General features: G+C 57.1%; 23 protein-coding genes. 9 read left to right on the top strand and 14 right to left on the bottom strand.

The annotated features are described in order from the left end of the window. Positions 1 to 14: 14 nt before the first annotated feature. Positions 15 to 320 (bottom strand): ElaB/YgaM/YqjD family protein, encoded by a 306-nt coding sequence (locus tag N7220_RS13745; protein WP_283148095.1) that lies wholly within the window; start codon positions 318 to 320, stop codon positions 15 to 17. A 207-nt stretch (positions 321 to 527) separates the two neighbouring features. On the opposite strand from N7220_RS13745, the gene N7220_RS13740 reads away from it, so the two are divergent. Next, entirely contained in the window at positions 528 to 3,332 is a 2,805-nt protein-coding gene (locus N7220_RS13740; protein ID WP_283148094.1) for a valine--tRNA ligase, read from the top strand. Positions 3,333 to 3,573: 241 nt separating this feature from the next. Here the strand turns inward: N7220_RS13740 and N7220_RS13735 are convergent, their stop codons facing one another. The 4 genes from N7220_RS13735 to N7220_RS13720 form a co-directional block, all read right to left on the bottom strand. After that, positions 3,574 to 4,002, bottom strand: coding sequence for a hypothetical protein (locus N7220_RS13735; RefSeq protein ID WP_283148093.1), 429 nt, complete (start codon positions 4,000 to 4,002; stop codon positions 3,574 to 3,576). A gap of 244 nt (positions 4,003 to 4,246) precedes the next feature. Next, complete coding sequence (locus tag N7220_RS13730) at positions 4,247 to 4,678, bottom strand: hypothetical protein (RefSeq protein ID WP_283148092.1); 432 nt, start codon at positions 4,676 to 4,678, stop codon at positions 4,247 to 4,249. A 373-nt stretch (positions 4,679 to 5,051) separates the two neighbouring features. Next, positions 5,052 to 5,450 carry a rhodanese-like domain-containing protein gene (locus tag N7220_RS13725; RefSeq protein ID WP_283148091.1) on the bottom strand — a complete coding sequence of 133 codons (399 nt, stop codon included), beginning with the start codon at positions 5,448 to 5,450 and terminating at the stop codon, positions 5,052 to 5,054. 3 nt (positions 5,451 to 5,453) lie between these two features. Further along, positions 5,454 to 5,711 carry a hypothetical protein gene (locus N7220_RS13720; protein WP_283148090.1) on the bottom strand — a complete coding sequence of 86 codons (258 nt, stop codon included), beginning with the start codon at positions 5,709 to 5,711 and terminating at the stop codon, positions 5,454 to 5,456. Positions 5,712 to 5,819: 108 nt separating this feature from the next. On the opposite strand from N7220_RS13720, the gene gcvA reads away from it, so the two are divergent. Beyond that, entirely contained in the window at positions 5,820 to 6,716 is an 897-nt protein-coding gene (gene gcvA / locus N7220_RS13715; RefSeq protein WP_283148089.1) for a transcriptional regulator GcvA, read from the top strand. A 13-nt stretch (positions 6,717 to 6,729) separates the two neighbouring features. On the opposite strand, the gene N7220_RS13710 is transcribed toward gcvA, so the two are convergent. Beyond that, the gene (locus tag N7220_RS13710; protein WP_283148088.1) at positions 6,730 to 7,935 is read right to left on the bottom strand and encodes an AI-2E family transporter; all 1,206 of its coding nucleotides are present in this window, start codon (positions 7,933 to 7,935) and stop codon (positions 6,730 to 6,732) included. Positions 7,936 to 8,292: 357 nt separating this feature from the next. Between N7220_RS13710 and N7220_RS13705 the strand changes: the two genes are divergently transcribed. The 3 genes from N7220_RS13705 to N7220_RS13695 all read left to right on the top strand — a co-directional run bounded on the left by N7220_RS13705 (position 8,293) and on the right by N7220_RS13695 (position 10,995). Then, entirely contained in the window at positions 8,293 to 8,967 is a 675-nt protein-coding gene (locus N7220_RS13705; RefSeq protein WP_283148087.1) for an outer membrane lipoprotein, read from the top strand. Between the two features lie 218 nt (positions 8,968 to 9,185). After that, positions 9,186 to 9,968 (top strand): hypothetical protein, encoded by a 783-nt coding sequence (locus tag N7220_RS13700; protein WP_283148086.1) that lies wholly within the window; start codon positions 9,186 to 9,188, stop codon positions 9,966 to 9,968. Next, positions 9,961 to 10,995 carry a glycosyltransferase family 9 protein gene (locus tag N7220_RS13695; protein WP_283148085.1) on the top strand — a complete coding sequence of 345 codons (1,035 nt, stop codon included), beginning with the start codon at positions 9,961 to 9,963 and terminating at the stop codon, positions 10,993 to 10,995. The genes N7220_RS13700 and N7220_RS13695 overlap by 8 nt, the downstream gene beginning before the upstream one ends. On the opposite strand, the gene N7220_RS13690 is transcribed toward N7220_RS13695, so the two are convergent. The 5 genes from N7220_RS13690 to N7220_RS13670 form a co-directional block, all read right to left on the bottom strand. Beyond that, positions 10,992 to 11,288: a hypothetical protein gene (locus N7220_RS13690; RefSeq protein WP_283148084.1), complete on the bottom strand. Its 297-nt coding sequence runs from the start codon at positions 11,286 to 11,288 to the stop codon at positions 10,992 to 10,994. The two genes, N7220_RS13695 and N7220_RS13690, sit on opposite strands and share 4 nt — an antisense overlap. 220 nt (positions 11,289 to 11,508) lie before the next feature. Then, a complete protein-coding gene (locus N7220_RS13685; RefSeq protein WP_283148083.1) occupies positions 11,509 to 13,131 on the bottom strand; it encodes a hypothetical protein in 1,623 nt (540 codons plus the stop codon). Further along, the gene (locus tag N7220_RS13680) at positions 13,128 to 13,544 is read right to left on the bottom strand and encodes an HIT family protein (protein WP_283151446.1); all 417 of its coding nucleotides are present in this window, start codon (positions 13,542 to 13,544) and stop codon (positions 13,128 to 13,130) included. The genes N7220_RS13685 and N7220_RS13680 overlap by 4 nt, the downstream gene beginning before the upstream one ends. Before the next feature lie 184 nt (positions 13,545 to 13,728). Next, on the bottom strand, positions 13,729 to 17,610 hold the full coding sequence (locus tag N7220_RS13675) for a DUF3683 domain-containing protein (protein WP_283148082.1): 3,882 nt from the start codon (positions 17,608 to 17,610) through the stop codon (positions 13,729 to 13,731). A 162-nt stretch (positions 17,611 to 17,772) separates the two neighbouring features. After that, a complete protein-coding gene (locus N7220_RS13670) occupies positions 17,773 to 18,789 on the bottom strand; it encodes a tetratricopeptide repeat protein (RefSeq protein ID WP_283148081.1) in 1,017 nt (338 codons plus the stop codon). A gap of 259 nt (positions 18,790 to 19,048) precedes the next feature. Here N7220_RS13670 and N7220_RS13665 point away from each other — a divergent pair, with 259 nt between their 5' ends. Together N7220_RS13665 and N7220_RS13660 are read left to right on the top strand one after the other, a co-directional pair. Further along, on the top strand, positions 19,049 to 19,279 hold the full coding sequence (locus N7220_RS13665) for a (4Fe-4S)-binding protein (protein ID WP_283148080.1): 231 nt from the start codon (positions 19,049 to 19,051) through the stop codon (positions 19,277 to 19,279). A gap of 44 nt (positions 19,280 to 19,323) precedes the next feature. Further along, a complete protein-coding gene (locus N7220_RS13660; protein ID WP_283148079.1) occupies positions 19,324 to 19,596 on the top strand; it encodes a GNAT family N-acetyltransferase in 273 nt (90 codons plus the stop codon). Between the two features lie 22 nt (positions 19,597 to 19,618). On the opposite strand, the gene N7220_RS13655 is transcribed toward N7220_RS13660, so the two are convergent. From N7220_RS13655 to N7220_RS13645, 3 genes are all read right to left on the bottom strand, one after another. Continuing rightward, positions 19,619 to 20,776, bottom strand: a complete 1,158-nt coding sequence (locus N7220_RS13655) for an iron-containing alcohol dehydrogenase (protein WP_283148078.1) — start codon at positions 20,774 to 20,776, stop codon at positions 19,619 to 19,621. A 107-nt stretch (positions 20,777 to 20,883) separates the two neighbouring features. Then, positions 20,884 to 21,909, bottom strand: a complete 1,026-nt coding sequence (locus N7220_RS13650) for a tetratricopeptide repeat protein (RefSeq protein ID WP_283148077.1) — start codon at positions 21,907 to 21,909, stop codon at positions 20,884 to 20,886. 171 nt (positions 21,910 to 22,080) lie between these two features. Further along, positions 22,081 to 22,752: a glutathione S-transferase gene (locus tag N7220_RS13645; protein WP_283148076.1), complete on the bottom strand. Its 672-nt coding sequence runs from the start codon at positions 22,750 to 22,752 to the stop codon at positions 22,081 to 22,083. Between the two features lie 237 nt (positions 22,753 to 22,989). Between N7220_RS13645 and N7220_RS13640 the strand changes: the two genes are divergently transcribed. Beyond that, positions 22,990 to 24,600 carry an alpha-amylase family glycosyl hydrolase gene (locus N7220_RS13640; RefSeq protein ID WP_283148075.1) on the top strand — a complete coding sequence of 537 codons (1,611 nt, stop codon included), beginning with the start codon at positions 22,990 to 22,992 and terminating at the stop codon, positions 24,598 to 24,600. A 228-nt stretch (positions 24,601 to 24,828) separates the two neighbouring features. Next, positions 24,829 to 26,118, top strand: coding sequence for an HdeD family acid-resistance protein (locus tag N7220_RS13635; RefSeq protein WP_283148074.1), 1,290 nt, complete (start codon positions 24,829 to 24,831; stop codon positions 26,116 to 26,118). Positions 26,119 to 26,208 lie beyond the last annotated feature (90 nt).

The following is a 26,208-nucleotide window of genomic DNA, read 5'->3' as shown; positions in this document are numbered from 1 at the left end:
CGGCTCCCGCCCGGTTAACGACGGCAAACCAGCATGCCGAGCAAAAAGCCCACGCCTGCCGCGATACCAATCGATTGCCACGGATGATCGTGAACATATTCATCGGTCACCTTGGCGGCTTCTTTGGCTTTTTCGGAGACCAGTCGCTCGGTCTCTCCCAGTTTGGCCTTGGCGGTTTGCAAGTTGGCCGCGATCTTGCTGCGCAACAGACGCGCCTTTTCACCGGTCTCGCCTACCGCATCGCGCAGCAGCTCTTCGGTATCGGTCAACACGGTTTGCAGATCATCAATCAATTGTTCTTCGTTTGAATTCACAGACATGGTGGTTTCTCCAAAGTGCGTTGCAACAAGACTTCATTGTGGGACATTTCCTGCTTTATCCAAGCTCGATATGGCCTAAAACTGCGTCAGACATCACCGCACTGCCGCAAGTTTGCTGCTTGCCCCGGGCAAATTGCTTGCAGTTTCAGCCGGATAGCTGCCAAAACAGTATAATTCCCGGTTTTGCATCGCAACCCGGTCCCATACATGAGCACAGCACTCGAACAACTCGCCAAGAGCTTTGAACCGGCAGCCATTGAAGCCAGTTGGTACCCGCGCTGGGAATCAGCCAACTATTTCAGCCCGAGCATGGATCTGAACGCGCCTTCGTTCTGCATCCAGTTGCCGCCGCCCAATGTGACCGGCACTTTGCATATGGGTCACGCCTTCAATCAAACCATTATGGACGGTTTGACACGCTATCACCGCATGAAAGGCGATAACACCCTGTGGCTGCCTGGCACCGACCACGCCGGCATCGCTACCCAGATCGTGGTAGAGCGCCAACTGGATGCTCAAGGTATCTCGCGCCATGACCTTGGCCGCCCTGCGTTTATTGAGAAAGTGTGGGAATGGAAGCAGCAATCGGGCGACACCATCACGGGCCAGATGCGCCGCATGGGCGCGTCCGTAGACTGGGGCCGTGAATATTTCACAATGGACGACAAAATGTCCGGCACGGTGACCGAAGTCTTCGTGCGGCTGTACGAACAAGGCCTCATTTATCGGGGCAAACGTCTGGTGAACTGGGACCCGGTCCTGGGCACGGCGGTGTCGAACCTGGAAGTCGTGAGCGAAGAAGAAGACGGCCATCTGTGGCACATCCGCTATCCGCTGGTCGAAGCCGATAGCAAAACCGGCCTGACCCACCTGACCGTCGCCACCACCCGCCCGGAAACCATGCTGGGCGACGTGGCGGTGATGGTGCACCCGGAAGACGAGCGCTACGTGCATCTGATCGGCAAGACGGTGAAGCTGCCGCTGTGTGATCGCGAACTGCCGATCATTGCTGATGATTACGTCGATAAAGAGTTCGGCACTGGCGTGGTCAAAGTGACCCCGGCGCACGACTTCAACGATTACGCCGTGGGTCAACGCCACAATCTGCCGCAGATTTCCATCCTGACGCTGGATGCCAAAATCAACGAAGAAGCGCCAGCCGTTTACCAGGGCATGGATCGCTTTGCCGCACGCAAGCAAATCGTTGCCGATCTGGAAGCCCAAGGCTTCCTGGTTGAAGTGAAGAAACACAAATTGATGGTGCCGCGCGGTGATCGTACCGGCACGATCATTGAGCCGATGCTGACGGACCAATGGTTTGTCGCCATGACCAAGCCGGACGCCACAGGCAAAAGCATCACGCAAAAAGCGCTGGATGTGGTCGACGATGGCCAGGTGCAGTTTGTACCGGGCGATTGGGTCAACACTTACCAGGCGTGGCTGAAGAACATTGAAGACTGGTGTATCAGCCGCCAGCTGTGGTGGGGGCATCAGATCCCCGCCTGGTACGATGCCGATGGCAAGGTCTATGTGGCCCGTACCGAAGCCGAAGCACTGGCGCAATCGGGTGGCAAGCCGTTAACCCGCGATAACGATGTGCTGGATACCTGGTTCAGTTCGGCCCAGGTGCCGTTTTCGTCGCTGGGCTGGCCCAACAACACGGATGAACTGAAGGCGTTCCTGCCCTCCTCCGTGCTGGTTACCGGCTACGACATTATTTTCTTCTGGGTTGCCCGGATGATCATGATGACCACGCATTTCACCGGCAAGGTGCCGTTCACGCATGTGTATGTGCACGGACTGGTGCGCGATGGTGAAGGCAAGAAGATGTCCAAGTCCGAGGGCAACGTGCTGGACCCGGTGGATTTGATCGACGGCATCGCGCTGGAACCGTTGCTGGAAAAACGTACCACCGGTTTGCGTCGGCCAGAAAAAGCCCCGCAAGTGGCGGCCAAAACCCAGAAAGAATTCCCGGATGGCATTCCGGCGTATGGCGTTGATGCGCTGCGCTTCACCTTTGCCAGTCTGGCCAGCCTGGGTCGCTCCATCAACTTTGACCAGAAGCGCTGCGAAGGTTATCGCAACTTCTGCAACAAGTTGTGGAATGCCACCCGCTTCGTGCTTATGAATGTTGAAGGCAAGGATTGCGGCTTTGACCTGGTCGATGGCAAAGAGCCAGAACTGGATTACGGTTTTGCCGATCGCTGGATTATCGGCAAGCTGCAAGAGGCCGAGAAAAACGTCACCCTGGCGCTGGATACCTTCCGTTTCGATCTGGCCGCACAAGCCATTTACGAGTTCGTCTGGAACGAATACTGCGACTGGTATATCGAGTTGGCCAAGGTTTCGGCCCAACACGGTACCGAAGCCCAGCAACGCGCTACCCGCCGCACCTTGATTCGCGTGCTGGAAGTGATCTTGCGTCTGGTCCACCCGATCATGCCGTTCATTACCGAAGAGTTGTGGCAAACCGTTGCGCCGCTGGCCGGTCGCAAAACCACTGAGTCAATCATGGTGGCCGCATGGCCGATTGCCGATGAAAGCAAGATTGACGCTGCCGCCAACGCCGATGTTGAGGAACTCAAGGCGCTCGCCTTTGCTGCCCGCAACCTGCGTGGCGAAATGGGTCTGTCACCGGCACAGAAAGCGCCGTTGTTCCTCGAAGGTGGCGCTGCGTTGCAGAAGTTCGCGCCGTATCTGGTGCCGCTATGCAAGTTGTCCGAAGTGCATATCGTTGCCACTTTGCCGGTCGATGACGCTCCGATTGCCGTGGCAGGTACAACCCGTCTGATGCTGAAGGTAGAAGTGGACAAGGCCGCAGAAACCGCGCGCCTGACCAAGGAAATCACCAAGACGGAAGACGGTTTGGGCAAGTTGAAAGCCAAGCTGGAAAAGCCCGGCTACGTCGACAAAGCGCCAGCGCATCTCGTAGAAAAAGACCGCGCGCAGGTCGCTGAACTGGAAGGCAAGCTGGTGCAACTGGCGGCACAACTGGCCAAGTTAGGCGCGTAAGTGTGGTGTACTAATGCAGAGGAGCTGGTCTTGAACCAGTAACTCCGTGTTTCACCCGCAAGCAAAAGGCCCGTCTGAGTGATCAGGCGGGCCTTTTGTATTTCATTTGCGTACCGGGCGGAGTACGGGGACGCATGCTCAACAGCAGAAGCTGGCGCTCCGTACATTCACGCTCATTGAGCGAATGTTTTGTCGGGCGACATCTAATCCATCCTGCGTACTTATCTCCGACACATCACACTCAATTCAGTGGGATGGACGCCGAAATATCCAGCCAGGCATTCGGCGAACGGATCGGCACCACATTCACAGTTGCAGTGACCGGAACCCGGGCTTCATAGGCGTGGCCCTGATACCAGACCCATTGACCCGGCTGATAGACGTAGCCTGGGCGCCAGTCGCTGAAATGATGGTAATGCGCTTGCTGCCAGCCATCCCAACGCCACCGCTCATGCCAGCGGCTGTCATCGTGATCCCAGTGCCCGTGGCCATAACCATGGCCGTGCCCGTTGTCATGATGCCAGTCGCGATCGTCGTGCCGTTGGTCATGATGGTCATCGTGCCAGTGATCATCACCGTGGTCGTGGTCAGCAAAAGCGGCAGTCATACTGCCGGTCATAACCAGTGCGACCAGCAGGGTTGCCCAATGTTGCTTGCGTGCTGTCTTCATGATGTTCTCCTTGTTCTGTGTTGCCATGGGAATCATCGTGCCCGGGTTCGGACAGACTCACTGTTAGGCAGTTAACAATTCGTACTCATTGTTACGAGATCCGAAAGCCGCACCGCAGGTTATCGTTCGCCATTTCGAGACTAAAAATCAATAAAACATCGTGGAAACCCGCGCCAGCAATAGAAAACGGCAGCCCGGACTGGCGCTGCCATTTTTCATGAATGCCAACTGCTGCTGAACTGTTTTAGTTCAGCGGGATACTCGCCGTTACATCCAGCCAGATTCCGGAGCCCAGATTTGGCGTCATGCGCACTTCGGCTTCGCTCAGCGGACGCGCTGGCTCATAGGCGCGACCGTTGTACCAGACATACTGGCCAGGCTGATAGCGATAACCCGTGCGCCAGTCATCGAAGTACTTGCCCTTCAGGTGCTTGGCATGGGCGCGGCGCCAATCGTCGCGGGAAGCCCAGTGGCGGTCTTGCTGGGGCGGCGGTGCGTGATGCGCGTGGCCTTGATCGTGATGACCTTGATCGTGGTGATCGTCATCGTGGCCATGATGTTGGTCTTGCTCATGCGACTGATGATGATCATTGTGGTCATCGTCGGCGTAACTAGCGGCAGAACCCAGCGTGAGCGCCGCAGCAGCCATAGCTGCAATCAGGAAGTGTTTGGTCATGGCGATTTCCTTTTGTAGATGTTGTTAGTGCTCGTTACCCGCTCTGGCACAACCGCAATTTACCCCGGCCCTGTGCGGCTACGCTATGAAGTAGCGAATAGACAGCATGCTACGGCGCCAAGGATGCGGCCATCAGCGAGGCACTGAATCCGCCGTCAGAATTGGAGTATGCAGCAGGGAGCAATCACCGGAAAAGCATCTGAATCTTGCAGCTTTCAATAAACCATACACGGGACGGCATGCGCAGGTGCCGATGCTACCAAGTAGCGAGGGGTACTCATAAACCCGAGCCACAAACATAAGTGTGGGGAACTGCGCCTGCAGTCCCCCACCCTCATCAACCGTTCCGCTTCTGCCCCTGAGCGACATCTATCTAGCAAGCGCAAACCACTTCAGCGACGGGCTGTGTTGGTGCCAGCAATCCTTCAGTGGCATAGCCGTCGCGTTTAAACCAGTCCAGACCACCAATCAACTCCCGCACCTCAAAGCCCAGCCGTGCCAGTTGTAGTGCGCCCTTAGTCGATGCGTTGCAGCCGATTCCGTCGCAATACGTCACATACAAGACATCCCGCGCCAGCACGTCGGTGGTGTGCTCGTACATTTGCCGATGAGGAAAACTGATTGCGCCGGGGATGTGCTCATTCAAAAAGGCCTCTGGAGAGCGAGCATCGACAATCACGACTTTTTTACTGGTCTTAAGAATATGCATCAGGTCAGCGGCATCGATCTCGTATTGCAGCTTGCGCGAGTAATACTGAAACTGGTCGTCCATCGGTCACACTCCATGAAAAAATTTTCTTAACGTCGTGGCACTGGTTCGCACCGGTCCGAATTCAATACGGGCGTCATCCAGCGCTTCGATCACTGTCAGCCCACAACCTTGATAATGAGTGCCCTGCGCCAGCAGCACGTCCTGACCAGAAGCATCGGTCAACCACGCGTTTCCGCTAATGATCCGCACGCTGCGATCACTGGTTGCGATCACTTCTGCGTTGTGCAAATCCAGCAAAATACTGATAGATTGATTCACCATCACAATCCTCCTGACTCAGGGCAGAGCAGCCTTTAGTTGCTGCTATGTAAGGATTTTTATGCTTGCAGTGGTATATGACAATCGATTGTTTTTGCACGGATAGATGAAATGGATTCACCATTAAAATCACCCGGCCGCTTGCCCTCGTTGTCGGCGTTACGGGCCTTTGAGGCTGCCGCCAGGCTGGGCAATCTGGCACGCGCAGCCGACGAATTGTTTGTGACTCACGGGGCGATCAGTCATCAGATCAAGGCACTTGAATCGCAACTGGGGTTCAAGCTCTTTGCCCGCCACGGACGTGGCGTGGTGCTGACACCACAAGGGCAACGCTTGGCGAGCACGTTGAATGGCGCGTTTGGCGCTATTGCCAGTGAGATTTCTGCGATTGCGCAAGAGCAGCAGCGTCCGCGCCTGGTCATTACCTGCTTGCCTTCGTTTGCGGCCAAGTGGCTCACGCCGCGGCTGGGTGAATTTATTGGCCAGCATCCGCATATCGAGTTGTGGATACGTTCAACCAAAACCCGGGAAAACCTGGCGGCAGAAGATATCGATCTGGGAATTCGGGTCGGTGAAGGCAAATGGCCAGGCTTGTACCTGGAGCATTTGATGGATGACGAGTTTGTGGTGGTTGCCAGCCCGCATCTGGCGGGAGGTTTACCCGCCCGTCCGGCGGACCTCTCCCGTTATTTGCTGCTGCGTTCGGACACCGAGCCGTGGGCGCGCTGGTTTGAGGCCGCCGGCATTGCGGGTTCTGAGCCCCAAGGCAGCATGGTGTTCAACGATTCGGCCCTGCTGGTGCAAGCTGCAGCTGAAGGTCAGGGCATTGGTCTGGCTCGGGCATCATTGATTCAACCAGAACTGGCATCGGGCAAACTGGTAAAGCTGTTTGATTTGACCGTACCCATGCCGGGTGCCTACTGGATTGTGGCGCCAGAGGCCCCGCCATGGCGGCCAGCCGTCGCTACTTTTGTGGCATGGCTGAAACAGAAAGCCAGCGCCGGTTGATGGAGGCCTGCAACTAGCGGGCAGTGGTTGCGTCCTGGTCTGGCGTAACCAGCGGTACTTGAGCGGGTACTGACTCAATTGCGGCATCGGCGGCAGCCTCTTGCGCGACCACCACCGGGGTGCTGACTTCCTTCGGCGAAAGCACGGTATCGGCCACATCGAAGCGCGCCCAGTTGTGCAGCAAAGTGTAGCTGACCGCCAATAAAGTCGGCCCCAGAAACACCCCCATCACGCCCCAAGCCATCGCGCCACCGATCACGCCGATCAAGATCAGCACAAATGGCAGGTTGCTTTCTTTACCGATCAGCAAGGGCTTGACCACGTTATCCGCCATGCCGACGACGCCAACCATCCAGACCGCCAGGAAGATCGCCCAGGTAGTACTGCCCTCGTGATACAGCCACAGTGCCACTGGCAGACCCAACAAGCTGGGGCCGCCCGGCATAAGCGACAAAAAGCATGACACCAAGCCAAACGCCGCGGCGTTGGGAACACCGCTAATCCAGTAACCAAACCAGGCCAGCGCACCTTGTACCAGGGCGGTACCGATAAAACCGTACACCACGCCGCGTACCGTGCCACCGGCAATCAGCATCAATTCCTGGCCACGCTGACCGCCAATCCGGCGCAGGATGATCATCAGCCAGTGAATCAACTCATGGCCGCTGATATAAAAGAAAAACGAAAACGCCAGACTCAAAAACAGCACCAGCACACCACTGCCCACCGCCGCGCCCATCTTGAGCAGAAATCCCCCAAGCGGCTTGCTCCATTCTTTGATGCGGTTGATGACTTCTGGATCACCGCTGGCAATGCCCTGCCAGAATGTATCAATGTGCGAACCAGCCCACGGCACGCGGACCACCCAGTCCGGCAGCGTGGGCAAACCGGCCTGAATATGCCCTTCCAACCAACCGGATATCTGGTCGACATTGGCCGAGAGTTCCAGCCCGGCCATCAACATCGGGGCGACGATCACAAAAGTGAACACCAGCAGCATCACCACCGCTGGCAACAGGCGGTTACCGCGACACAGTCGCACCAGCAGCATGTAGGGCTGCCATGTGGCATAGACTAAAATGCCCGCCCAGATCAGCGCGGCCACAAAGGGCGCCAATATCTGATAGGACATCAACATGAGCCCAACCACTGCGCAAGTCGCGACCGCGGGTTCGATCCAGGTATGTTTAGACTCTTTTTTGTCGGCGGTGTCGGTCATATTCCAGGCAGTAGTGAGATCAACGGTGTCATTGTAGGAACTCTGGCGATAGATGCCGCCAGAACCTGCTGCAAGCGAATGTAAGTATGGACTGAAATTACGCATTCGGGCCGACAAAGCAGATTACATGGACTATAGCGATACAGCCGGAGAAACTTCGTAACGCCCACAACAGGCACTTTGCCGGAGCAATCCTGTCATATTGCAATGACAAGCTTGCTGCGGCTGCAATCGAGTGGCAACCAGAACAGGTCTGGTGTGGACGCGCTCACTGTGCGTCCCGCAACTCAAAGCTAGAATCCGCCCACATTAAAACAAAGACATCGCGTCTGCAGGGACGTTTCAAGGAGCAACCTCATGTCTGAACAACAGAAACTTCACCCATTGATTCTGACCGCTGCCGGCGCAGTGGTTATTGCATGCGGCGTTGCCGTTGCCCATATGGCTGGCTGGATTGGCGCACCCAAAACCGATGCCGAACAACTCGCGGCAAGCGTGCCAGCGGTGGTTGCTGTCGCATCCGCACCTGAGGCCTCGATCCCGGCCCAACTGGTTGCAACACAAGTGCCAGCGGTCGCCCCGGTTGCTGAAGCGACCCCACACCCCAAACCCAAGCACAGCACCAATCAACGCGCCACCTCCAATAACCAGGGCCAGGAATACGCATCCAACCAGGCCCAGCCAGCCAAGCAGGTTTGTGCCGTATGCGGTCGCGTAGCCAGCGTGCAAACGGTGACGCAGGAAGGGAAGTCTTCGGGTGGTGGTGCAGTCGCGGGTGGTGTGGTAGGTGGTTTGCTAGGTAACCAGGTAGGTAATGGTCGTGGCCGTACCGTGGCAACTGTAGTGGGTGCCGTGGGTGGCGCGTTGGCGGGCAATACCGTTGAAAAGCATGTCCGCACCGAGACCGATTACCAAGTTCATGTGCAGTTTGATGACGGCAACTCGCGTACCTACACCTACAAAGAGAAACCAGCATTTGTTGCCGGCGACCGCGTGCGGGCTTCAGGCGAAACGCTGGTACTGGATCAGTAATCCAGGCAGCAAGTTCCGCAAGGATGAAAAACGGCGCCGATTTGGCGCCGTTTTTTATGCCTTCTCTAGCACCAACCCAAAAGCCAAAATGCCTGATCCGGCCCGATTTGGCACCAGATGTCGCGGCTAACACGCACTCCACCTGAGATACATTCAATCCTGGCCCCGCTTGCGGTAATCTCCTGCTGCGCAATTTCTATAGAGGAGAGGCCAGAGTCATGGTCAGACGTTTAAAAGCAGCCGGAATTCATTTGCTCATCAGCGTGGTTGTATTCACGGTCATCATTAGTGCCTTGGTCTACTTTTGCTACCCGTGGCCGTATTACAAGATCAATGGCCTATGGCAAGGCCTGCGGATTACCGCTTCGGTAGATCTGATACTGGGGCCTTTACTGACGCTGGTTGTTTTCTCCAAAACCAAAAGCATGCGTGAACTGCGTATGGACGTTGGCGTCATTGCCGCGGTACAGATTGGTGCCTTGATTTACGGGGTAATCACGCTTTATACCCAACGCCCTTATGCCACCATCTTTGTTGATCGAGGTTTTGAGACAGTGCGGGTCGCGGACCTCCCGAAAGATCGTAAAACCTGGGGTGCGCTGGAAAAGCAGCGTGATGCTGCCACACAACGCCCGGCATTGATGGCAGTGCGGCCTGCCCAAAACACCCAGGAAAGTGTAGCAATGTTTGTCGCCGAAATGACCAATCAGGCCTTTCCGGCGGAACTCATGACCCGGCTGGAACCGGTCAACCAGCATTGGCCACAGATCGTGCAAGCGGCCCTCGCCCTGCCCGCCAAGCTTCCAGAAGGACAACAGAAAAAGCTTGATGACTTTCTGCAGGCCCACCAGACCACACAGCAAAAGCTGGCTTTTTTCCCTCTACATGGCTCATTTGACGCGTGCATGATCGCGCTGCAGCGGGATAACGGCGACTTTGTCGGGTATCTGGACATTACGCCGACCACTTACAGCCCGGCCGTCTCCAAGAAACATGGCTGATGCGCCCGAGAGATTAAGCGCCCAGGCCATCGTTGATCGCGATGGCTTGGTCTGGCTGCCGTATGACCTGCCCTATCTATCCTCCCCGCGCAGCGCATTCACGCCGCTCGCTGACTTGCTGCAAGTACACAATGCCAACATTGCACCGGTTCATATCAACTATGCCAACACCCAGTCCTTGCACATTCTCAATGGCATGGGTGTTGCCTTGGGGGACTCGGTCATCGGACTGGCCGTATTGCACGGCCTCAAGCAAAGCTATCCACATTTGCAAATCACCTTGCATCGCAGCCCGAATGCGCCCCGATACGTGGACGAGATTTACACATTAGCCAGCGCCTTTGTGAACGCACAAACGCTGCCGCTACCGCTATCAGCGCTAAACGACCGGGCGGCGACATGGGTTGATCTGGCAGATTTCATGTATCGACCGGCCTTTAATGCACAGCCAATGCATGCCTTCTTTGCAATGAGCCTCGGCCTTGACCCAGCAACGCTCTCCGCCCAAACGCGGTGCAACAATTGGCTGCAAGATATTGACCGCCCCGCTCTGCCGGCATGGCTTCCGCTTGGCTATACACTACTTTGCCACCGCGCCAGCTCCGCTTTGCGCACCATGCCCGCGGATGTCCTGCGCCGATATGCGCAAGAACTGATCGAGCGCGGATATGCTCCGCTGGCTGGCTTTGCGGCACTGGATTTACCCGGGTGGCACGACCTGAGCGACTGGTCTGACTCGCTCCCGCGACTGCTGGCGGTCATTGCAGGAGCCAGGCAGATGATTAGCGTCGACAGCGCGGCCATCCATCTCGCCGCCGGGCTGGGAACACCGTGCCACGCTTTATTTATGGGGATTGATCCAGCTTTGCGCGTTGTCGATTATCCACTCTGCACCGCTGAACAGTTGGATATGTCGGGCAAGTTGCGGGGGCTGCATCATGCCCTTACTGCAGTTGATGAAATTGAGGCCGGGAACTGCTGGGCGCATTGGCCAGGTCACTTCCCCTCCCGGCTTGGGACTGACTAATGATGTCGTGCCAGTTCCCTGGCTCGCTGAATCAGCACATCCATCAATAACGAAATACTTTGCCGTGTCTCCAGATCATCGACCCGCGCATAGATGTCATCTAGCGACTCATGGACCTCGCACGCAAGGTGGAACAGCAGCACCTTTTCCTGCTCGTTAGCCCGCAGCAAATACATGTTGATTTCGTCAACGATATGGTCGGCCAGTTCGCCGGGATAAATAGCCGATGAAGTAAGAATCCTGTCGTACAAACGTACGCCGATCAGCCCCAACGACAGCAATTGGGTTGCCATGCGTGTCTCCGAATTTTGTCGTTCTCTTACTTTAGACCCTGGCCGACGCCCTATTGCACCGCCCGTCTGAAGGGCATGTGGAATAATTACGTCAGGATTGTGAATAGCAAGTGACAGCCCCGTGTTCGGAAAATCAAACCGAGATGAACACAAAACAAAACGGGCGCCATTCAGGCGCCCGTAGGTATATCCCCAGCAAAGTCACGCTGGATAAACAGACTCAGCGTGCAGCGGTAGAGACCACATATTGAACACGCTCAAAGTCGACGCCACGCTCCACCACCGTTTCCAGGCGAATTTTGCGCGTGGTTTGGCCATCCCACCATTCCACCAGACGCCCTGGGCGGAACCAGCCCACTGGCAGCAACAATGCTGGATGCGCTTTCAAGCTCGGAGCCGCTGGCAACCACAGACATTCTGTCCAGCTACGCCGACCGGCATTGACCATATCGACCGGTCGCACTGCCGCTGCTTGCGGCGCCCCTGGCATCAAGCGAATCCCGGCGACGACCTGGGTTTCTTCCTGCTGCAACCAGCGAATTACCCCGACAAAGTAGCGACCACCCAGATTGACCGCCAGCAATTGCTGCAGCGAAATCCGTGCGCCTTCATGTAACGGCCGGGCCAATTGCATACCGTTGGCCGACTCGTTGCGTACTTGCCAACGTTCGGCATAACTAGCCGGATCAACTGGCGCGACCGCGTTAGCGGCGGCGGCAGACTGGCCGAACAACTGCAAGCGCACCAGATCTTGCTGGTCCAGCGCTTGCTGTTCTTCCATTAGATGGAACGTGCCACCCGCTGCGGCGTGATGTTGCCGCTGCAAGCCAAACACAACTTCAATCTGCCGCGAGGAAATATGCCGCGGCAATGAACGATCAGACAGTTGCTCGCACCAGGTGCGATAGAGCTCGACCAGCAAGGTTTCCACCACGCTACCCGCGAATTGCTCCCCCAGACCTAACTTGTCCGGGCTTTCCCCGTTGCGCAGCAGCTTGATACGCCGCGACAACGCCTGTGCCAGCTGATAGGTATCAATCTCTAGCACATTGGGGCCATCCATCCGGGGCTCAGTGCGCCGCGGTGGACCGGGATCATCAAAATCAATCTGCAAACTGCCACGACCAGGCAAGGCGCGGGCTTCGCGCTCCAGCGGGGCGCGCGGCGCCAATGCAGGTAGACGCTCATCCAGCCATTGAATCTGGCGAGCAGTAAAGTGATACGGACTGGCACCAGCCAGCAACAACGCATGAATGAAGACGCTCTGCGGTGTCGCCACGCCAGCGGCCTTGAGCAAGCTGTCTTTGGCTGGTTTCTCGGCAATGCCGCGTGCTTCGGCAATGCGGTAATAAGCAAAAATGGTTTTCCATAACTCGCTGGAAACCACTTGGTAGGCCATCAAATGCTCGCGCACCATCAAGCACTGGTAGCGCAGGCTGCGTTCAGCCAGCAAGGCCAGATGTTCCAGTACGTCGGATTGCCCTTCCAGCGCTGCGCGCCAGCAACGGCCATAAGCCAGGGCCATATGCGACCACAGCGACAATGCTGCTTCCCATGCCGCCAGTTCATCTTTGCCAAATGGCACAGCCCGACCCAGATACCGATCCGCCAGCGTGTGGTGCACCAGATGCACAGCTTCGCGGAACAACTCCAGAATTTTGAGCGATTCGTAAGGTGGAATATTACTGGCGTTGAGCGCAGCAATTGCCTCGACCAGTTCGGCCTGCGCCACTGGGGCGTTAATCAACGGCAACAATTGCAGCCACGCCTTGGCCGATCGGGCATCGGTAAAGGGCGGTGTAGCCGTTCCGTGATAGGCGGGAAGCAAATCAGTCTGGGTCATGGCGTGAGCTGGCTAATACGTTGTTTCAGGCTTTCGATCATGGCTGCACTGATAGGCAATTGGGGATGCTCATTTTGCGGCGCGGCCCAGACAGCGGCAGGAAAATGCCGGTCGGTTTTCCAGCGCGGGATAACGTGCCAATGCACGTGCGGCACCATATTGCCAAGACTGGCAAGATTGATTTTGTCGGGATGAAGCGTATCGCGTACAGCGTGTTCCACGGCAAAAACCACCTCCATGAGCCAATCCCTTTCCTGTGCCGGCAAATCGGTCATTTCGGCAACATGACGATTAAGGATGACGCGGCAGAAACCCGGGTAGTCCGGGTCATCGACCCAAATCACCCGACATATCTCATCCTGCCACAGCACGACTTGATCATGATCATTGCACAGAACACACCCGCCTTCCATCACGATTTCCTTATGTTTGCGCCGGATTATAAACAACCATTCAGCATAAACAATCGGGGCATGAATGCTGTCACACCCCGAAAGCCATTGTAGCTGACCGATGGTCGAAAAGGTGGCAGGAACGGTACGCGCCTGCCCCGTCTCTCGGGCGCAACGCTATAAGGTGCTGCGAACCACGCCGGCTTTACAGCAAAACGCGTTCAATCCCGCCAGTACGGGCCTTTTCAACATACTCGGGCAACCAGTTCTCACCCAGCACGTATTTCGCCATTTCCACCACAATATAATCAGCATCGGTATTGGCATCGTCATCATAACGATGCAAACCTTGCAGACACGATGGGCAAGAAGTGAGGATTTTCACCTTGGCGTCGGCGCCCGATTCAGCGCGCAGCTTGCCCGCGCCTTTTTCCATTTCTTCTTGCTTGCGGAACCGTACTTGAGTCGCGATGTGAGGCTGCGAGGTGCCGAAGGTTCCCGACTCGCCGCAACACCGGTCATTCAGATCAACTTTACTGCCCATGAGTTCGTTGGCTACGTCGATCCCCTTGTACACCTTCATTGGGGTGTGGCATGGCTCGTGGTACATGTAACGCGTTCCGCTCACGCCCTCCAGCTTGACGCCTTTTTCCAACAGATATTCGTGGATATCCAGCAAGCGGCAACCCGGGAAGATTTGCTCAAACTGATACTTCATCAGTTGATCCATGCACGTGCCGCAAGAGACGATTACCGTCTTGATATCCAGATAGTTCAGCGTGTTGGCCACGCGATGGAACAACACCCGGTTCTCGGTGGTGATCTTGTTCCCCTTGTCCTCAAACCCGGCTGAAGTCTGCGGATAACCGCAACACAGATAGCCCGGCGGCAGCACGGTGGTGGTGCCGACGTGCCACAGCATGGCCTGCGTTGCCAGGCCAACCTGGCTGAACAAACGCTCGGAGCCGCAACCCGGGAAGTAGAACACCGCTTCGCGATCTTGCTCGGCAACCTGCAATTGCGGATCACGAATCACCGGCACTACGCTGGCGTCTTCCACATCCAGCAACGCCCGTGCGGTTTTCTTGGGCAGATTGCCCGGCATCGGCTTGTTGATGAAGTGGATCACCTGCGTCTTGAGCGCTGGCTTGCCGCCTTCAGTTGATGGCGGTTGCTTGAGCACGCCCTGAATCAGCCCCAGCGATTTACCGATGCGATAACCCAGTCGCTGCGCTTTGCCGCCCCACTCGATCGTCACCTTGCGGATCAGCTTGATGGTGGCCGGGTCTTTGATGGTCAAAAAGCCCATCGCCAGTGCGGTCATCGGGTTGAATTTCTTCTGGCCTTCATCGCGCAAGAAGTTGCGCATGGCAATCGACACATCGCCAAAGTCGATCTTCACCGGGCACGGATTCACGCAGCGGTGACATACCGTGCAATGGTCCGCGACGTCGCCCAGTTCTTCAAAGTGCTTAAGCGACACGCCACGGCGGGTTTGTTCTTCATACAGGAATGCTTCGGTCAGCAAACCGGTGGCCAGAATCTTGTTGCGCGGGCTGTACAAAAGGTTGGCGCGTGGCACATGCGTCGAACACACCGGCTTGCACTTACCGCAGCGCAGGCAGTCTTTGACCATATTGGAGATATTGCCGATGCCCGATTGTTCCAGGATCAGCGACTCTGCACCCAGCAAACTGAACGAGGGCGTATAGGCATTGGTCAGATCGGCTCCGGGCAACAGCTTGCCCTTGTTGAAGCGGCCATTCGGATCAACCTGTTGCTTGTAGGCCTCGAACGGGGCCAGTTCTTCGTGGGTCAGGAACTCGTATTTGGTAATGCCGATACCATGTTCGCCCGAGATCACGCCGTTCAGATCACGCGCCACTTGCATGATGCGCGCGACGGCATGGTGCGCCCGCTGCAACATCTCGTAATTGTCGGAGTTCACCGGCAGATTGGTGTGCACGTTTCCATCACCAGCGTGCATGTGCAGCGCTACCCAGGTCCGGCCCTTGAGCACTTGCTCGTGCAGCTTTTGCACGGCATCCATGATGGGTTTGTCGGTACGGCCCACAAACAACGCTTCCAGCGAAGCCAGCAGCTCACGCTTGTACGACACGCGCAGTACGTAATCACGCATGCCGTGATAAACGCTTTGTGGCGCGTCAGAGGCGGTCACAACCCGTTCCAGCGGCGCTTCTGGCCATGCATCGGTATACGACTCAAACGCGCTGTCCAGATTGTCCCCCAGCCACTGCCAGCGGGTGCGCACAGCGGCGATCAGGCTGATGGCCGATTCCCGACGGTCTGCGATCAGCTCATCGTGGCTGACAGCGGCATCGCTCATGTCCATCGGCAAGCGGCCACGGGTGAAGAAACCGGTCAGCGCATCCAGCAATTCCAGCTTGTTGTGGATCGACAACTCGATGTTGATGCGTTCGATGGCGTCGGAATACTCACCCAGGCGCGGCAGTGGAATCACCACGTCTTCGTTGATCTTGAACGCGTTGGTGTGTTTGGCGATGGCGGCGGTACGCGCGCGATCCAGCCAGAATTTTTTGCGTTGTTCGCTGGTGACGGCAATAAAGCCTTCGGCGCTGCGGCGGTTGGCGATCATCACCACTTGCGATGCGGCTTCGCCCAGCTTGTTTTCATCGTCCGACACAATGTCAGCGATCAACACCATTTTCGGGCGACCACGGCTCTTGGCCTTGGTGGTGTAACCCACGGCACGCACGTAGCGCCAGTCCAGATGCTCCAGACCCGCCAGTTGCACGCCAGTCAGGCCATCAATGTAGTCTTTGATTTCCACAATGGCGGGCACGGCGCGGCTGACTTCGCCAAAGAATTCCAGGCATACGGTGCGGGTATGCGCGGGCAAGCGATGCAGTACAAAGCGTGCGGAGGTGATGATGCCGTCCGTGCCTTCTTTCTGAATGCCCGGCAAACCGGCCAGGAATTTGTCGGTCACATCCTTGCCCAAGCCCACTTTGCGGAACTTGTTACCTGGAATGACCAGCGTTTCTTCGTTGATCAGCGTTTTGCCGTCGGGCTTGTAGCGCGCCACTTTGAAGCTGGCCGATTCAGCGTCATGGATCTTGCCCAGATTGTGGTCCAGCCGCTCGATGAACATCCAGTTGCCATCTGGATCAACCATCTTCCAGCTCACCAGATTGTCCAGCGCGGTGCCCCACAACACGGCTTTCTTGCCACCGGCGTTCATGGCCACGTTGCCGCCAATACAGGAGGCATCGGCCGAGGTCGGATCAACCGCAAACACCAGGCCTTTTTCTTCAGCGGCTTCCATTACGCGGCGGGTAACGACACCGGCCCCGCACTGGATGGTGGCGATTTCGTGATCCACGCCCGGAATCCGGCGCATTTCCACGCCGTTGTGCAGATCGAGTTTTTCGGTGTTGATGACGGCCGACATGGGCGTCAGCGGCACAGCGCCGCCGGTATAACCGGTACCGCCGCCACGCGGGATGATGGTCAGGCCTAGCTCGATACAGGCCGCCACCATGGGCGCCATTTCGTCTTCGGTATCGGGGTTGAGCACCACAAACGGGTATTCAACGCGCCAGTCAGTCGCATCGGTCACGTGCGAAACGCGGGCCAGACCATCAAAATTGATATTGTCGCGGCGAGTTACGCCAGCCAGCAGGCGCAGTACTTTTTTGCGCAGCGCGGCGGTGTCACGGAAACCATTAGAGAACGCATCCACAGCCTGACGTGCACGGGCCACCAGAATGCCGACCTTGTCGTTGCCATCGCGGCGCTTTTCGATTTCAGACAAACGATGCTTCATGGCGTCGACCAGCATGGCCAGCCGCTTGGGGTTGTCCAGCAGGTCGTCTTCCAGGTACGGATTGCGTTTTACCGCCCAGATATCGCCCAGCACTTCGAACAACATGCGGGCAGAACGGCCGGTTACGCGCTCACGGCGCAACTCTTGCAAAGTCTGCCAGCCATCGTCACCCAACAAGCGAATGACAACTTCCCGATCAGAAAAAGAAGTGTAGTTATAAGGAATTTCACGCAGGCGATCTTGCTGGTCAGCAGGGATTGCGGCGGTCGTATCGGCCATGGCGGGGGCGCTCGCGGTTTTTTTAATCAACGTTTAAAGGTCGATTTTATCGAAAAAACGCGGAGCTAAAGTCCCATTTTTACTGGGGTTTTTCCAAATGGCATCAAATAAGGGCTGGCGAGTGTGCAGTTGCAACAATTCTGGTGCATGCCAAGGGTGTTTTCAGGTCACCGGCGAGAGGCGTAATTCCATGGTGGCCAGACGCGGCGAGCGGGCATGTTCCAGTAATTGACGCCGTAATTCGCGGTAGCTCAATTCATGCTTGTCGGCGATTTCGGTCTGTCCGTTGGAGCGGCACAGCGTGGCCAGCGCATGGTGTGCATTGGCCAGCAAATGCTGCGAGCCCATGGATTGCGCCAGCGCCAGCGCGCTACGCAATTCGTCGTCCGCCGTTTCCAGCAAACCCTCGGCCAGGCTGCATTGCCCCAGCCACAGCAAATTGCTGGCTTCGCCCCAGGAATTGACGTGCAGGCGATTGATCTTGAGGGCCACCATCAGGCTCATGCGGGCGCGCTCGATATCGCCACGCGCCATGTCAATCTGGCCCAGTACGCTGTAAATTTCTGCTTCGTACTCGTAGTTTTTGTCGGCTCGCACCAGCGGTAGCGCCTGCTTGAGCGAAGCAATGGCGTCACTGAGCAGCCCCAATCGCATCAAATCAACAGCGATATTGATGAGGCAACTGCTAGTCAGTTGCGGATCGTCGCTTTCTTCGGCCAGCACCAGCGCCCGCCGGTGGTGCGCCAGCGCGCTGTCGTATTGCTCATGGGCATACAGCAACTGGCCAAGGCCGACGTGGGCACGAATGCGCACGGTTGGCGCAATATCTGCGTCTTCCAGTTCGACGCAGGCGCACCAGCAGTCGCTGGCGCGTTCATACTCGCCGCGGGTGTAATAGACCCTGGCCAGCATCTGCAACGCATCACCACGGGCCAGCCCCATGCCATGGTGATCGCCCAGATCAAGCGCCACCAGCAAAGCGTCCAGTGCCTCTGCCTGCTGGCCGAACATGGTCATGGCGTGGGCTTCCACCACCAGCGCCGCGGCCTGCAAACCTTGCAGGCCTTCGGCCACGGCCAGCTCACGTGCTTGTCCGGCCAGTGCCAGTGCCTCGCCACTGTGCGACGAAACCAGCCGCCGTGCGCGATCAAGCAAGGCATCGATGTCTTGTGTCGCCATAATCAACATCCTCCGGAATGGGCGCTTCTACAGGCACACCCTCGCACTGTCATGTTGCAGCAGTCTTGCATGCCAACCGCGCCAGACTGGACTACTGTTTGTAGATGTTCATCATAGATGACACCCTGGCAGCCAAGGCGTTCAAACCACCTGCCAGAAGCTGCAGACGTCCCCGTATATCTGTTGTCATATTGGCCGCCGCGCTTTTTGCCGCGTTGGCGTCTCACGTGACGACTACCTCCGGAACAGGAACCAGGCGATGGAACAAGCACTGATCGATGCGGGTTACCGGCTTTATCATGGAAACGATGTGGACATCTATTTCAACCAGAAGATCTGTCAACATGCCGGAAAATGCGTTCGCGGCGACAGCCGGATATTCAAGCTCGAGCGCAAGCCCTGGATCGTGCCAGATAACGCTGATGTTGCCACCGTCATGCAGGTAATCGATCAATGCCCCAGCGGCGCACTGGTATATCGCACCAAGTAATTGCGGGCCAAATAGCACGCAACTCCACACACGGGAAGCATGGCATGAACATTCTGGAAGGCGAAAACCGGTTCTATCTGAACGATGCGGAGGACAATCTGGTGGCCGAAATCGTGTTTGTACCCACCGGCGACAAGCTGAGCATCATCGACCACACCTGGGTGGACGAGAGCTTGAAGGGTCAAGGCGTGGGCAAGCAACTGGTCGCCCGGGTGGTGGAAAAGATGCGCAAAGAGGGCCGCAAGATTATCCCGCTATGCCCCTTTGCCAAGCATGAATTCGACACCACCCCCGCTTATCAGGATATCCGCGCCTGACGCCAACCAGGAGCTGCAACAGCTAACCTGCCGCCCGCACAATGGCCGCACAATCGGCCGGAGAGAGTCGTCCGTGTTCGCCCAGATCTGCGCGACCGTGGCGGATGAGTTGCTCTTGCACGCGGGTTGCGGCTTGGTCCGGGTCTATCCCATAAGCACCCAGATGCACTGGCACACCCATGCGCTCAAAGAAATCGGCCGTGGCTTCAATCGCTGCGGCGGCAACGCCCGGGCCGCTGCCGGGAATACCCCATACCCGGTTGGCATATTGCACCAGCTTGGCTTCTTTCTCGGCAATGCAATAACGCAGTAGTGAAGGCAAGGTCACCGCCAGCGTTTGCGCATGATCCAGCCCGTATAGCGCGGTCAGTTCGTGGCCGATGGCGTGCGTAGCCCAATCCTGCGGCTGCCCGACCCCCACCAGACCAAACAAGGCTTGATTGGCCGCCCACATGACGTTGGCACGCGCTTCGTCGTCTTGCGCGGTCAGCAGATTGGGGCCGACTTCTGCCAACGTGGCCAGAATGCCTTCTGCCAATCGATCCTGAATGTGTGCCTGCGCGGGGAATGTCAGATATTGCTCGGTGGTGTGCACAAAGGCATCGACCACGCCGTTACCCAACTGCCGTGGCGGCAAGGTGGCCATGACCGCTGGGTCAAGCACTGCAAAGCGCGGGAACACCAGCGGATTCTTGAAAGAGATTTTGTCATGCGTACTGGAACGGGTGATGACCGAAGCAAGGTTGCTTTCGGAGCCGGTCGCAGGCAGCGTCAGCACCACACCCAGCGGCACTGCGGATTCCAGCTTGATGCGATTACCCACGATCAACCATGGATCCAGTGCCGGGTCCAGATCAATCGCAGCGGCAATGAACTTGGCACCATCTGATACCGAGCCGCCACCCGCAGCAATAATCCAGTCTGGCCGTTGCTCGCGCCCCAAAGCCACCGCTTTCATCAGCGTATCGAACTCTGGATTAGGCTCAATGCCGCCAAATTCCGTGACTTCAGACCCGGCCAGCGCCGCCATGATCTGTGCGTACACATCATTTTTTTTGACGCTGCCGCCACCATAAACCAGCAACACACGGCTGCCGGGGGCGATTTCGTCGGCCAGTCGGGCGATCTGGCCATTACCAAAATGCAGGCGGGTGGGATTGTAAAAAGTGAAGGACTTCATCGTGCGTTACTCCCCAGGAACTGAGCCCCGCCATTGTGGACGAAAAACGTGACCAATCGAAGTTACATTGGCACAAAGGCAAGTGCAGCCAGGGTGAGCAGACCGGATCAGTCGGTCAGCAGGTTCTGGAAACGGGTTTCCAGTTGTTGCAGGCGGCTATAGGTGCCAGGCCGGACGATCCGGGTAAATACTTCCAGATAGCGGCGATGATGCTGCTCGGCGTCCACCGGACGCCCCATATGCGTGTAGGTCTGCGCCAGCAAGTGATGCGCCTGAAAAGCTTTGTGCGAGATGCCCATTTCAGCGGACAGTTCCAGCGCGTGGTGCAGGATATTGAGCGCAGCGTCGTACTCGCTGTTCATGATGTGCAAGCGCCCGCGCGCCAGCAAGCGCAGATTCTGCCCCCACAGACAGACATGTTCTATTTTCTCGGCGCGGTCCAGCCAATTGGCCGCCGTAGCCAGGTCACCCCGATCCATCGCCACGGTGGACTGATACACCGAGATTTCTTCCTGATATTCGTTCTGGCCGGTTTGCTCAGCCAGCACCAGCCCTTCAATCAGCGCCTTTTCTGCCTCATCCAGCAAAGACAAACGCAGGCAATCGGTGGCGACGTTGATCAGCACCCGGCAACGCAAAGTGGCGGCCAGCGCAGTCCCGGCCATGCGCTGGGCACGGCGGTGATGCGACAGCGCCATCTCGTAGTTTTCGTGAGCAAAGTAGATCTGGCCCAGACCGATATGCGAATGCACGCGGGTTTCGACGGTGAACAGCGCATTGGCTGGATCAAGGCAATCCGCCCAGTAGTCAATGGCGTCGTCGTACTCACCGATGGTGTAATACACGGCGGCCATGTCCTGCATGATTTCGCCGCGCACGGCCTCGAAGTCTTCTTTCTCGGCTATGGTCAGGGCTTTGAGCAAGGAGCGCTGACCCTCATGCATCTGGCCAAAAATCAGCTGCATGGTGGCGCAACGCTGCAACGCGCGCACGGCCAGCATCAAGTCGGTACTACCGGGCACTTGCCTGGCGGCTTCTTCGGCAAGGCGCAATGCTTCGTCGGCATCAGAGTAAGTCAGGCGCTCACTTTGTGCGATCAATGCCGCGATTTCAGCAGACTTGCTTGATTGCATGAAAAAGACCAGTCAGGGGAAAAAAGCAAAACGAGAGACTATCTCTAATGTCACACTCATTCAAGCCGAGCATGACTAGAAACTGACACTCGCATTCTGTGCCCGCCAAGCATGATGCCCGTGGAAAAGATGATGCTCACCCCGTCGCTGGACACCTGCCTGCGCCCTGCTTCAGGAGCCCATCAATTCATAAGGGCCGCCACGCGTGAGCGCGCGCTGATACGCCGGGCGGGCGTGAATGTTTTTCAAAAAAGCTGCCAGATGCGGTCGATCTTCAGTCACACCACGCGCTGCCGCAGCCTCCACCACAAAACTCATCTGGATATCGGCAGCGGTAAATTCGTCGCCCGCAAACCAGCCAGAACGGGCCAGTTCCCCTTCCATGAAATCGGCGTGGTTTTTCAGTTGGGGACGCAGAAACACCTTGCGTACTTTATCGGCAATGCCGCGCACGATCGGCCGGATAAAAAACGGCATGGGCTGTTGCGGTAGCTTGCCAAATATCAGGCTCATCACCAGCAACGGCATAGCCGAACCTTCGGCGTAATGCAGCCAGTACGTGAACTGGCGGCGCGGTGCGGTGCCTGCAGCCGGGCGCAGATATCCTTCGCCATACTGATCCAGCAGATATTCGACAATGGCACCGGACTCGGCCACCGTGATATCGCCATCGGTAATCACTGGCGCCTTGCCCAACGGATGAATCGCCCGCAACTGAGGCGGGGCCAGCATGGTGGCTTTGTCACGCTGGTAATACTTGATTTCATACTCCACGCCCAGTTCTTCCAGCAGCCACAACACACGTTGGGAGCGGGAGTTATTCAGGTGATGAACGGTAATCATGTGGCGGTCCAGGGTTTTTATATGCCATAAGAATGTAGCTGAAACCCGGAAAGGCAGCGCGGCAGATTTGTGCAAACCGGTCGAGGATCAAGCTTGAGCTGGCGACACTGGCGCGATTGCGCCGCCATTACGCAGAGCAAGCGCCCCTTTAAGGTTCACGCCTTACTGGATATCAAACCGGTTTGAAAATATGCTTGCAGGCATTGCCGCTGCGCCTCCAGACGAGAAACCATCACCATGAATTTGCCCCGTTCGCTTTTTAGCCTGGCCAGTCTCACCGCCCTGCTACTGGGCCAGCCTTTGCAGGCAGCAGAGCTGACCGCCCCGGCCGATATCAGCCCGGTCGCGCCCCAAGCGCACGACAGTGGCTTGCCGCAAGACTGGCAGCAGCGCGGCGTATTCATGGAAATTCTGGTGCGCTCGTACCAGGACAGCAACGGTGACGGTATTGGCGATCTGAATGGCGTGACTCGCCGGCTGGATTATCTGAAAGCACTGGGCATCACCGGCATCTGGCTGCTGCCGGTGTATCGCAGCGCCGATCACGATCACGGCTATGCCATTACCGACTACCGGAATATCGAGCCGGACTACGGCACACTTGCTGATTTTGACCGGCTGGTGGCCGAAGCGCACAAACGCGGCATCGGCGTGATTCTGGATTACGTCATGAACCACAGCGCCGATACTCACCCGCTGTTCGCCGCCGCCAACAGCGCGCGCAATTCGCCGTGGCGTAACTGGTATGTCTGGCATAACGACAAACCCAAAGGCTGGCAAACCTACGGCGGCGACCCTTGGTATGCGGGCAAAGCGGGCGGTTATTACTACGGCGCGTTTGCCAGCACCATGCCCGATTTCAATTTCCGCAACCCCCAGGTGCTGGAGTTCCATCTCGATAACCTGCGCTTCTGGCTTAATCGCGGCGTCGATGGTTTCCGCTTTGATGCGGTAGGCGCGCTGGTGGAAAACGGCCCCAATCTGTGGGAAAACCAACCGGAAAACCACCAGATCATGCGGCGTGTTCATGACTTGCTGAACGAATACGGCAAGCGCTACATGGTCGCAGAAGTACCCAGTGCGCCTACCGAGTTTTCCGCCAGCGATTCCGCCGGCAGCGCCTTCGCTTTCGGTCTGCAAACGGCCATTCTCAAAAGCGTGCAGATGGGCCGCACCATGGACACGCTCACCGGCTATCTCAAGCAAAAGCCCGTTGCGCGCATGGGCACGTTTTTATCCAACCATGACACCTTTGCCGGAGCACGCATCGCGCAACAATTGGGTGGCGATATCGCCAGCAACAAGATTGCCGCAGCCACTTTGCTGACGCTGCCGGGCATTCCGTTTTTGTATTACGGCGAAGAGATCGGCCAGACTTTCAGCGAACCCGTGCAATGGGATGATCAGCGTTTGCGTGGGCCAATGAGTTGGGATGACTCGGCCAACGCCGGTTTCTCCACCGCCAAACCGTTCCGCGCGCTGGCCGCCAACCATGCCACAGCCAACGTCGCCGCCGAACAAGGCCAACCCGGTTCATTGCTGGAAACCTATCGCGCCCTGATTGCGTTGCGCAAAGCCCATCCTGCGCTGCAAACCGGCAACCTCAAATTGCTGTCGGATGACGATGATCCGGTACTGGTATTCACCCGTGAAGCGGCGGGCGAACAAATACTGGTGGCGCTGAATTACAGCCGTCGCCCGGCCAGCTTCAAGCTGCCGCCGGCACTTGCAAACCAGCATTGGCAGTTTCTTTACACTACAACAGACAAAGCTGATATTCAGCTTCAAACTGACGAATTGAGCCTGACCGCCCAGCAGGTCACCATCTTCAAACGCGCGCTGCCCTGATTCGGGCTGGCAGCTCTCGTTTTATCCGCTATTTTAAAAGCTGGCCTGGCCCCATGGGGCTTGGCCGGTGCCTCTGGCAAATCATTCCGGTTTGTCATCGCGCTGCAATCTTCAGCTCTTCCTGCCTGACCTTCTCCAGAAAGTGTTGCCGCAAGTCCCGAAATACTGGCAACTTTCGTAAGAATAAATCAATACTGTGCTACGGATATATGCTCAAAGAGGAGCGCGATGATCCGTCTCATTATTCTCTTGATTGGTGCCGAGCCGTTTCGCCGGGAATGGCATAAGCTGCCGATGATGGGGATCATCCTGATCATGGTGGGCATCGCCAGCGTGCTGAATATGGCGAGCTGGCTGCTGATGTTTGTCAGCGATGTATTCGGCATCATTTGCATTATTGAAGGGGTGGTCGGGCTCAGCGATCTGAGCCTGGCGCGCCGCAGGCACCAATGGGTTTTACTGCTGCGTGAATGCGGCTTGATCCTGTTGGGCTGCCTGTTGATTCGGGCGCCGTTTGATGACAGCCTGGGCAGCACGCTGGTTTTTGGTATCGGCTTTTTGATCGATGGCACCCTGCGTATGGCGTCGGCGCATGTCATCCGCTTTCGTTACTGGCGTCGCAGTTTGCTAACCGGATTGCTTGAAGTCATCATTGCCGCCCAGGTCATGACGCATTGGCCCATCAGCCATTTGCATACCTTTTCGGTATGTTTTGGCATTGTCATGATTTCCTCCGGCTACATGCTGTGCCATTTGGGGTTTCAGTTTCGCCGCTTGCCGCCCAATGTCTCAGTGTTGTCGATGCCTTATTTTCGCAAGCGCAACTGGTACTGGTACGAAAAGCTCCCCATTTTTGCGACCCGGGCCGAACGGCCTTTTTTTCCCCTGATGGTGCATATCTGGACGCCGGTGGGGTCGATTCCCAATCCGCAGCGGCGGGCGATTGTGGATCGTTACATCGCCGCTGTGGATACCAGCGGCAAAGTATCCACCGGCCACTCTTCGCTGGAATTGCCGCCCGATCTGTATATCAGCCTGTATCCGGCGGATGAACTGGATGCCTCTTCCCAGCAGTTTCGCGACATGCTGAACTCTCGGGTCGAAAACGACACGCGCGGGCGTTTTCTGGAATCGTACGAGACGGAAGTTGCCGCCTGGTGCGAGCCCAACCGGCAAATCTGGTTTCGCAATTACAACGAACCGGCATTACGGGCGTTTTGGGAAATCTATCGCAAAGACACCAAATACAATCTCACCAGCCGTAATTGCTCCACCACCGTTGCGCTGGCCCTGGACGTGGCACTGGAAGGCGTGGTCGGCCACACACGGCCCTGGTACCGTTTTTTCATCCTGTTTACTGATCCCAATATCTGGTTGCTGTCGTTGTTGCGCACTCGCGCCAACACCATGACCTGGACCCCTGGCTTGATGCTGGACTACGCCCGGCTGTTGCGCCGGGTGAGCGAGTTCCAGCGCGAGCGCTGGCTGGTGCGTACGCTGCATCGGCTGTTTGATTAGCCGTTCGTTAGCTGTTTGCATGCCGGGGCAGAACCCGCATTCCCGCCCGGCCAGCGGCGTAGTAGGCTAGCCGCACTCTTCAAGTGCTTG

This window comes from Silvimonas soli (assembly GCF_030035605.1).
In the GTDB taxonomy this organism is placed as follows: Bacteria; Pseudomonadota; Gammaproteobacteria; order Burkholderiales; family Chitinibacteraceae; genus Silvimonas; species Silvimonas soli.
Note: the sequence above shows the minus strand (reverse complement) of the source record. Positions and strands in the feature narration are given on the sequence as shown.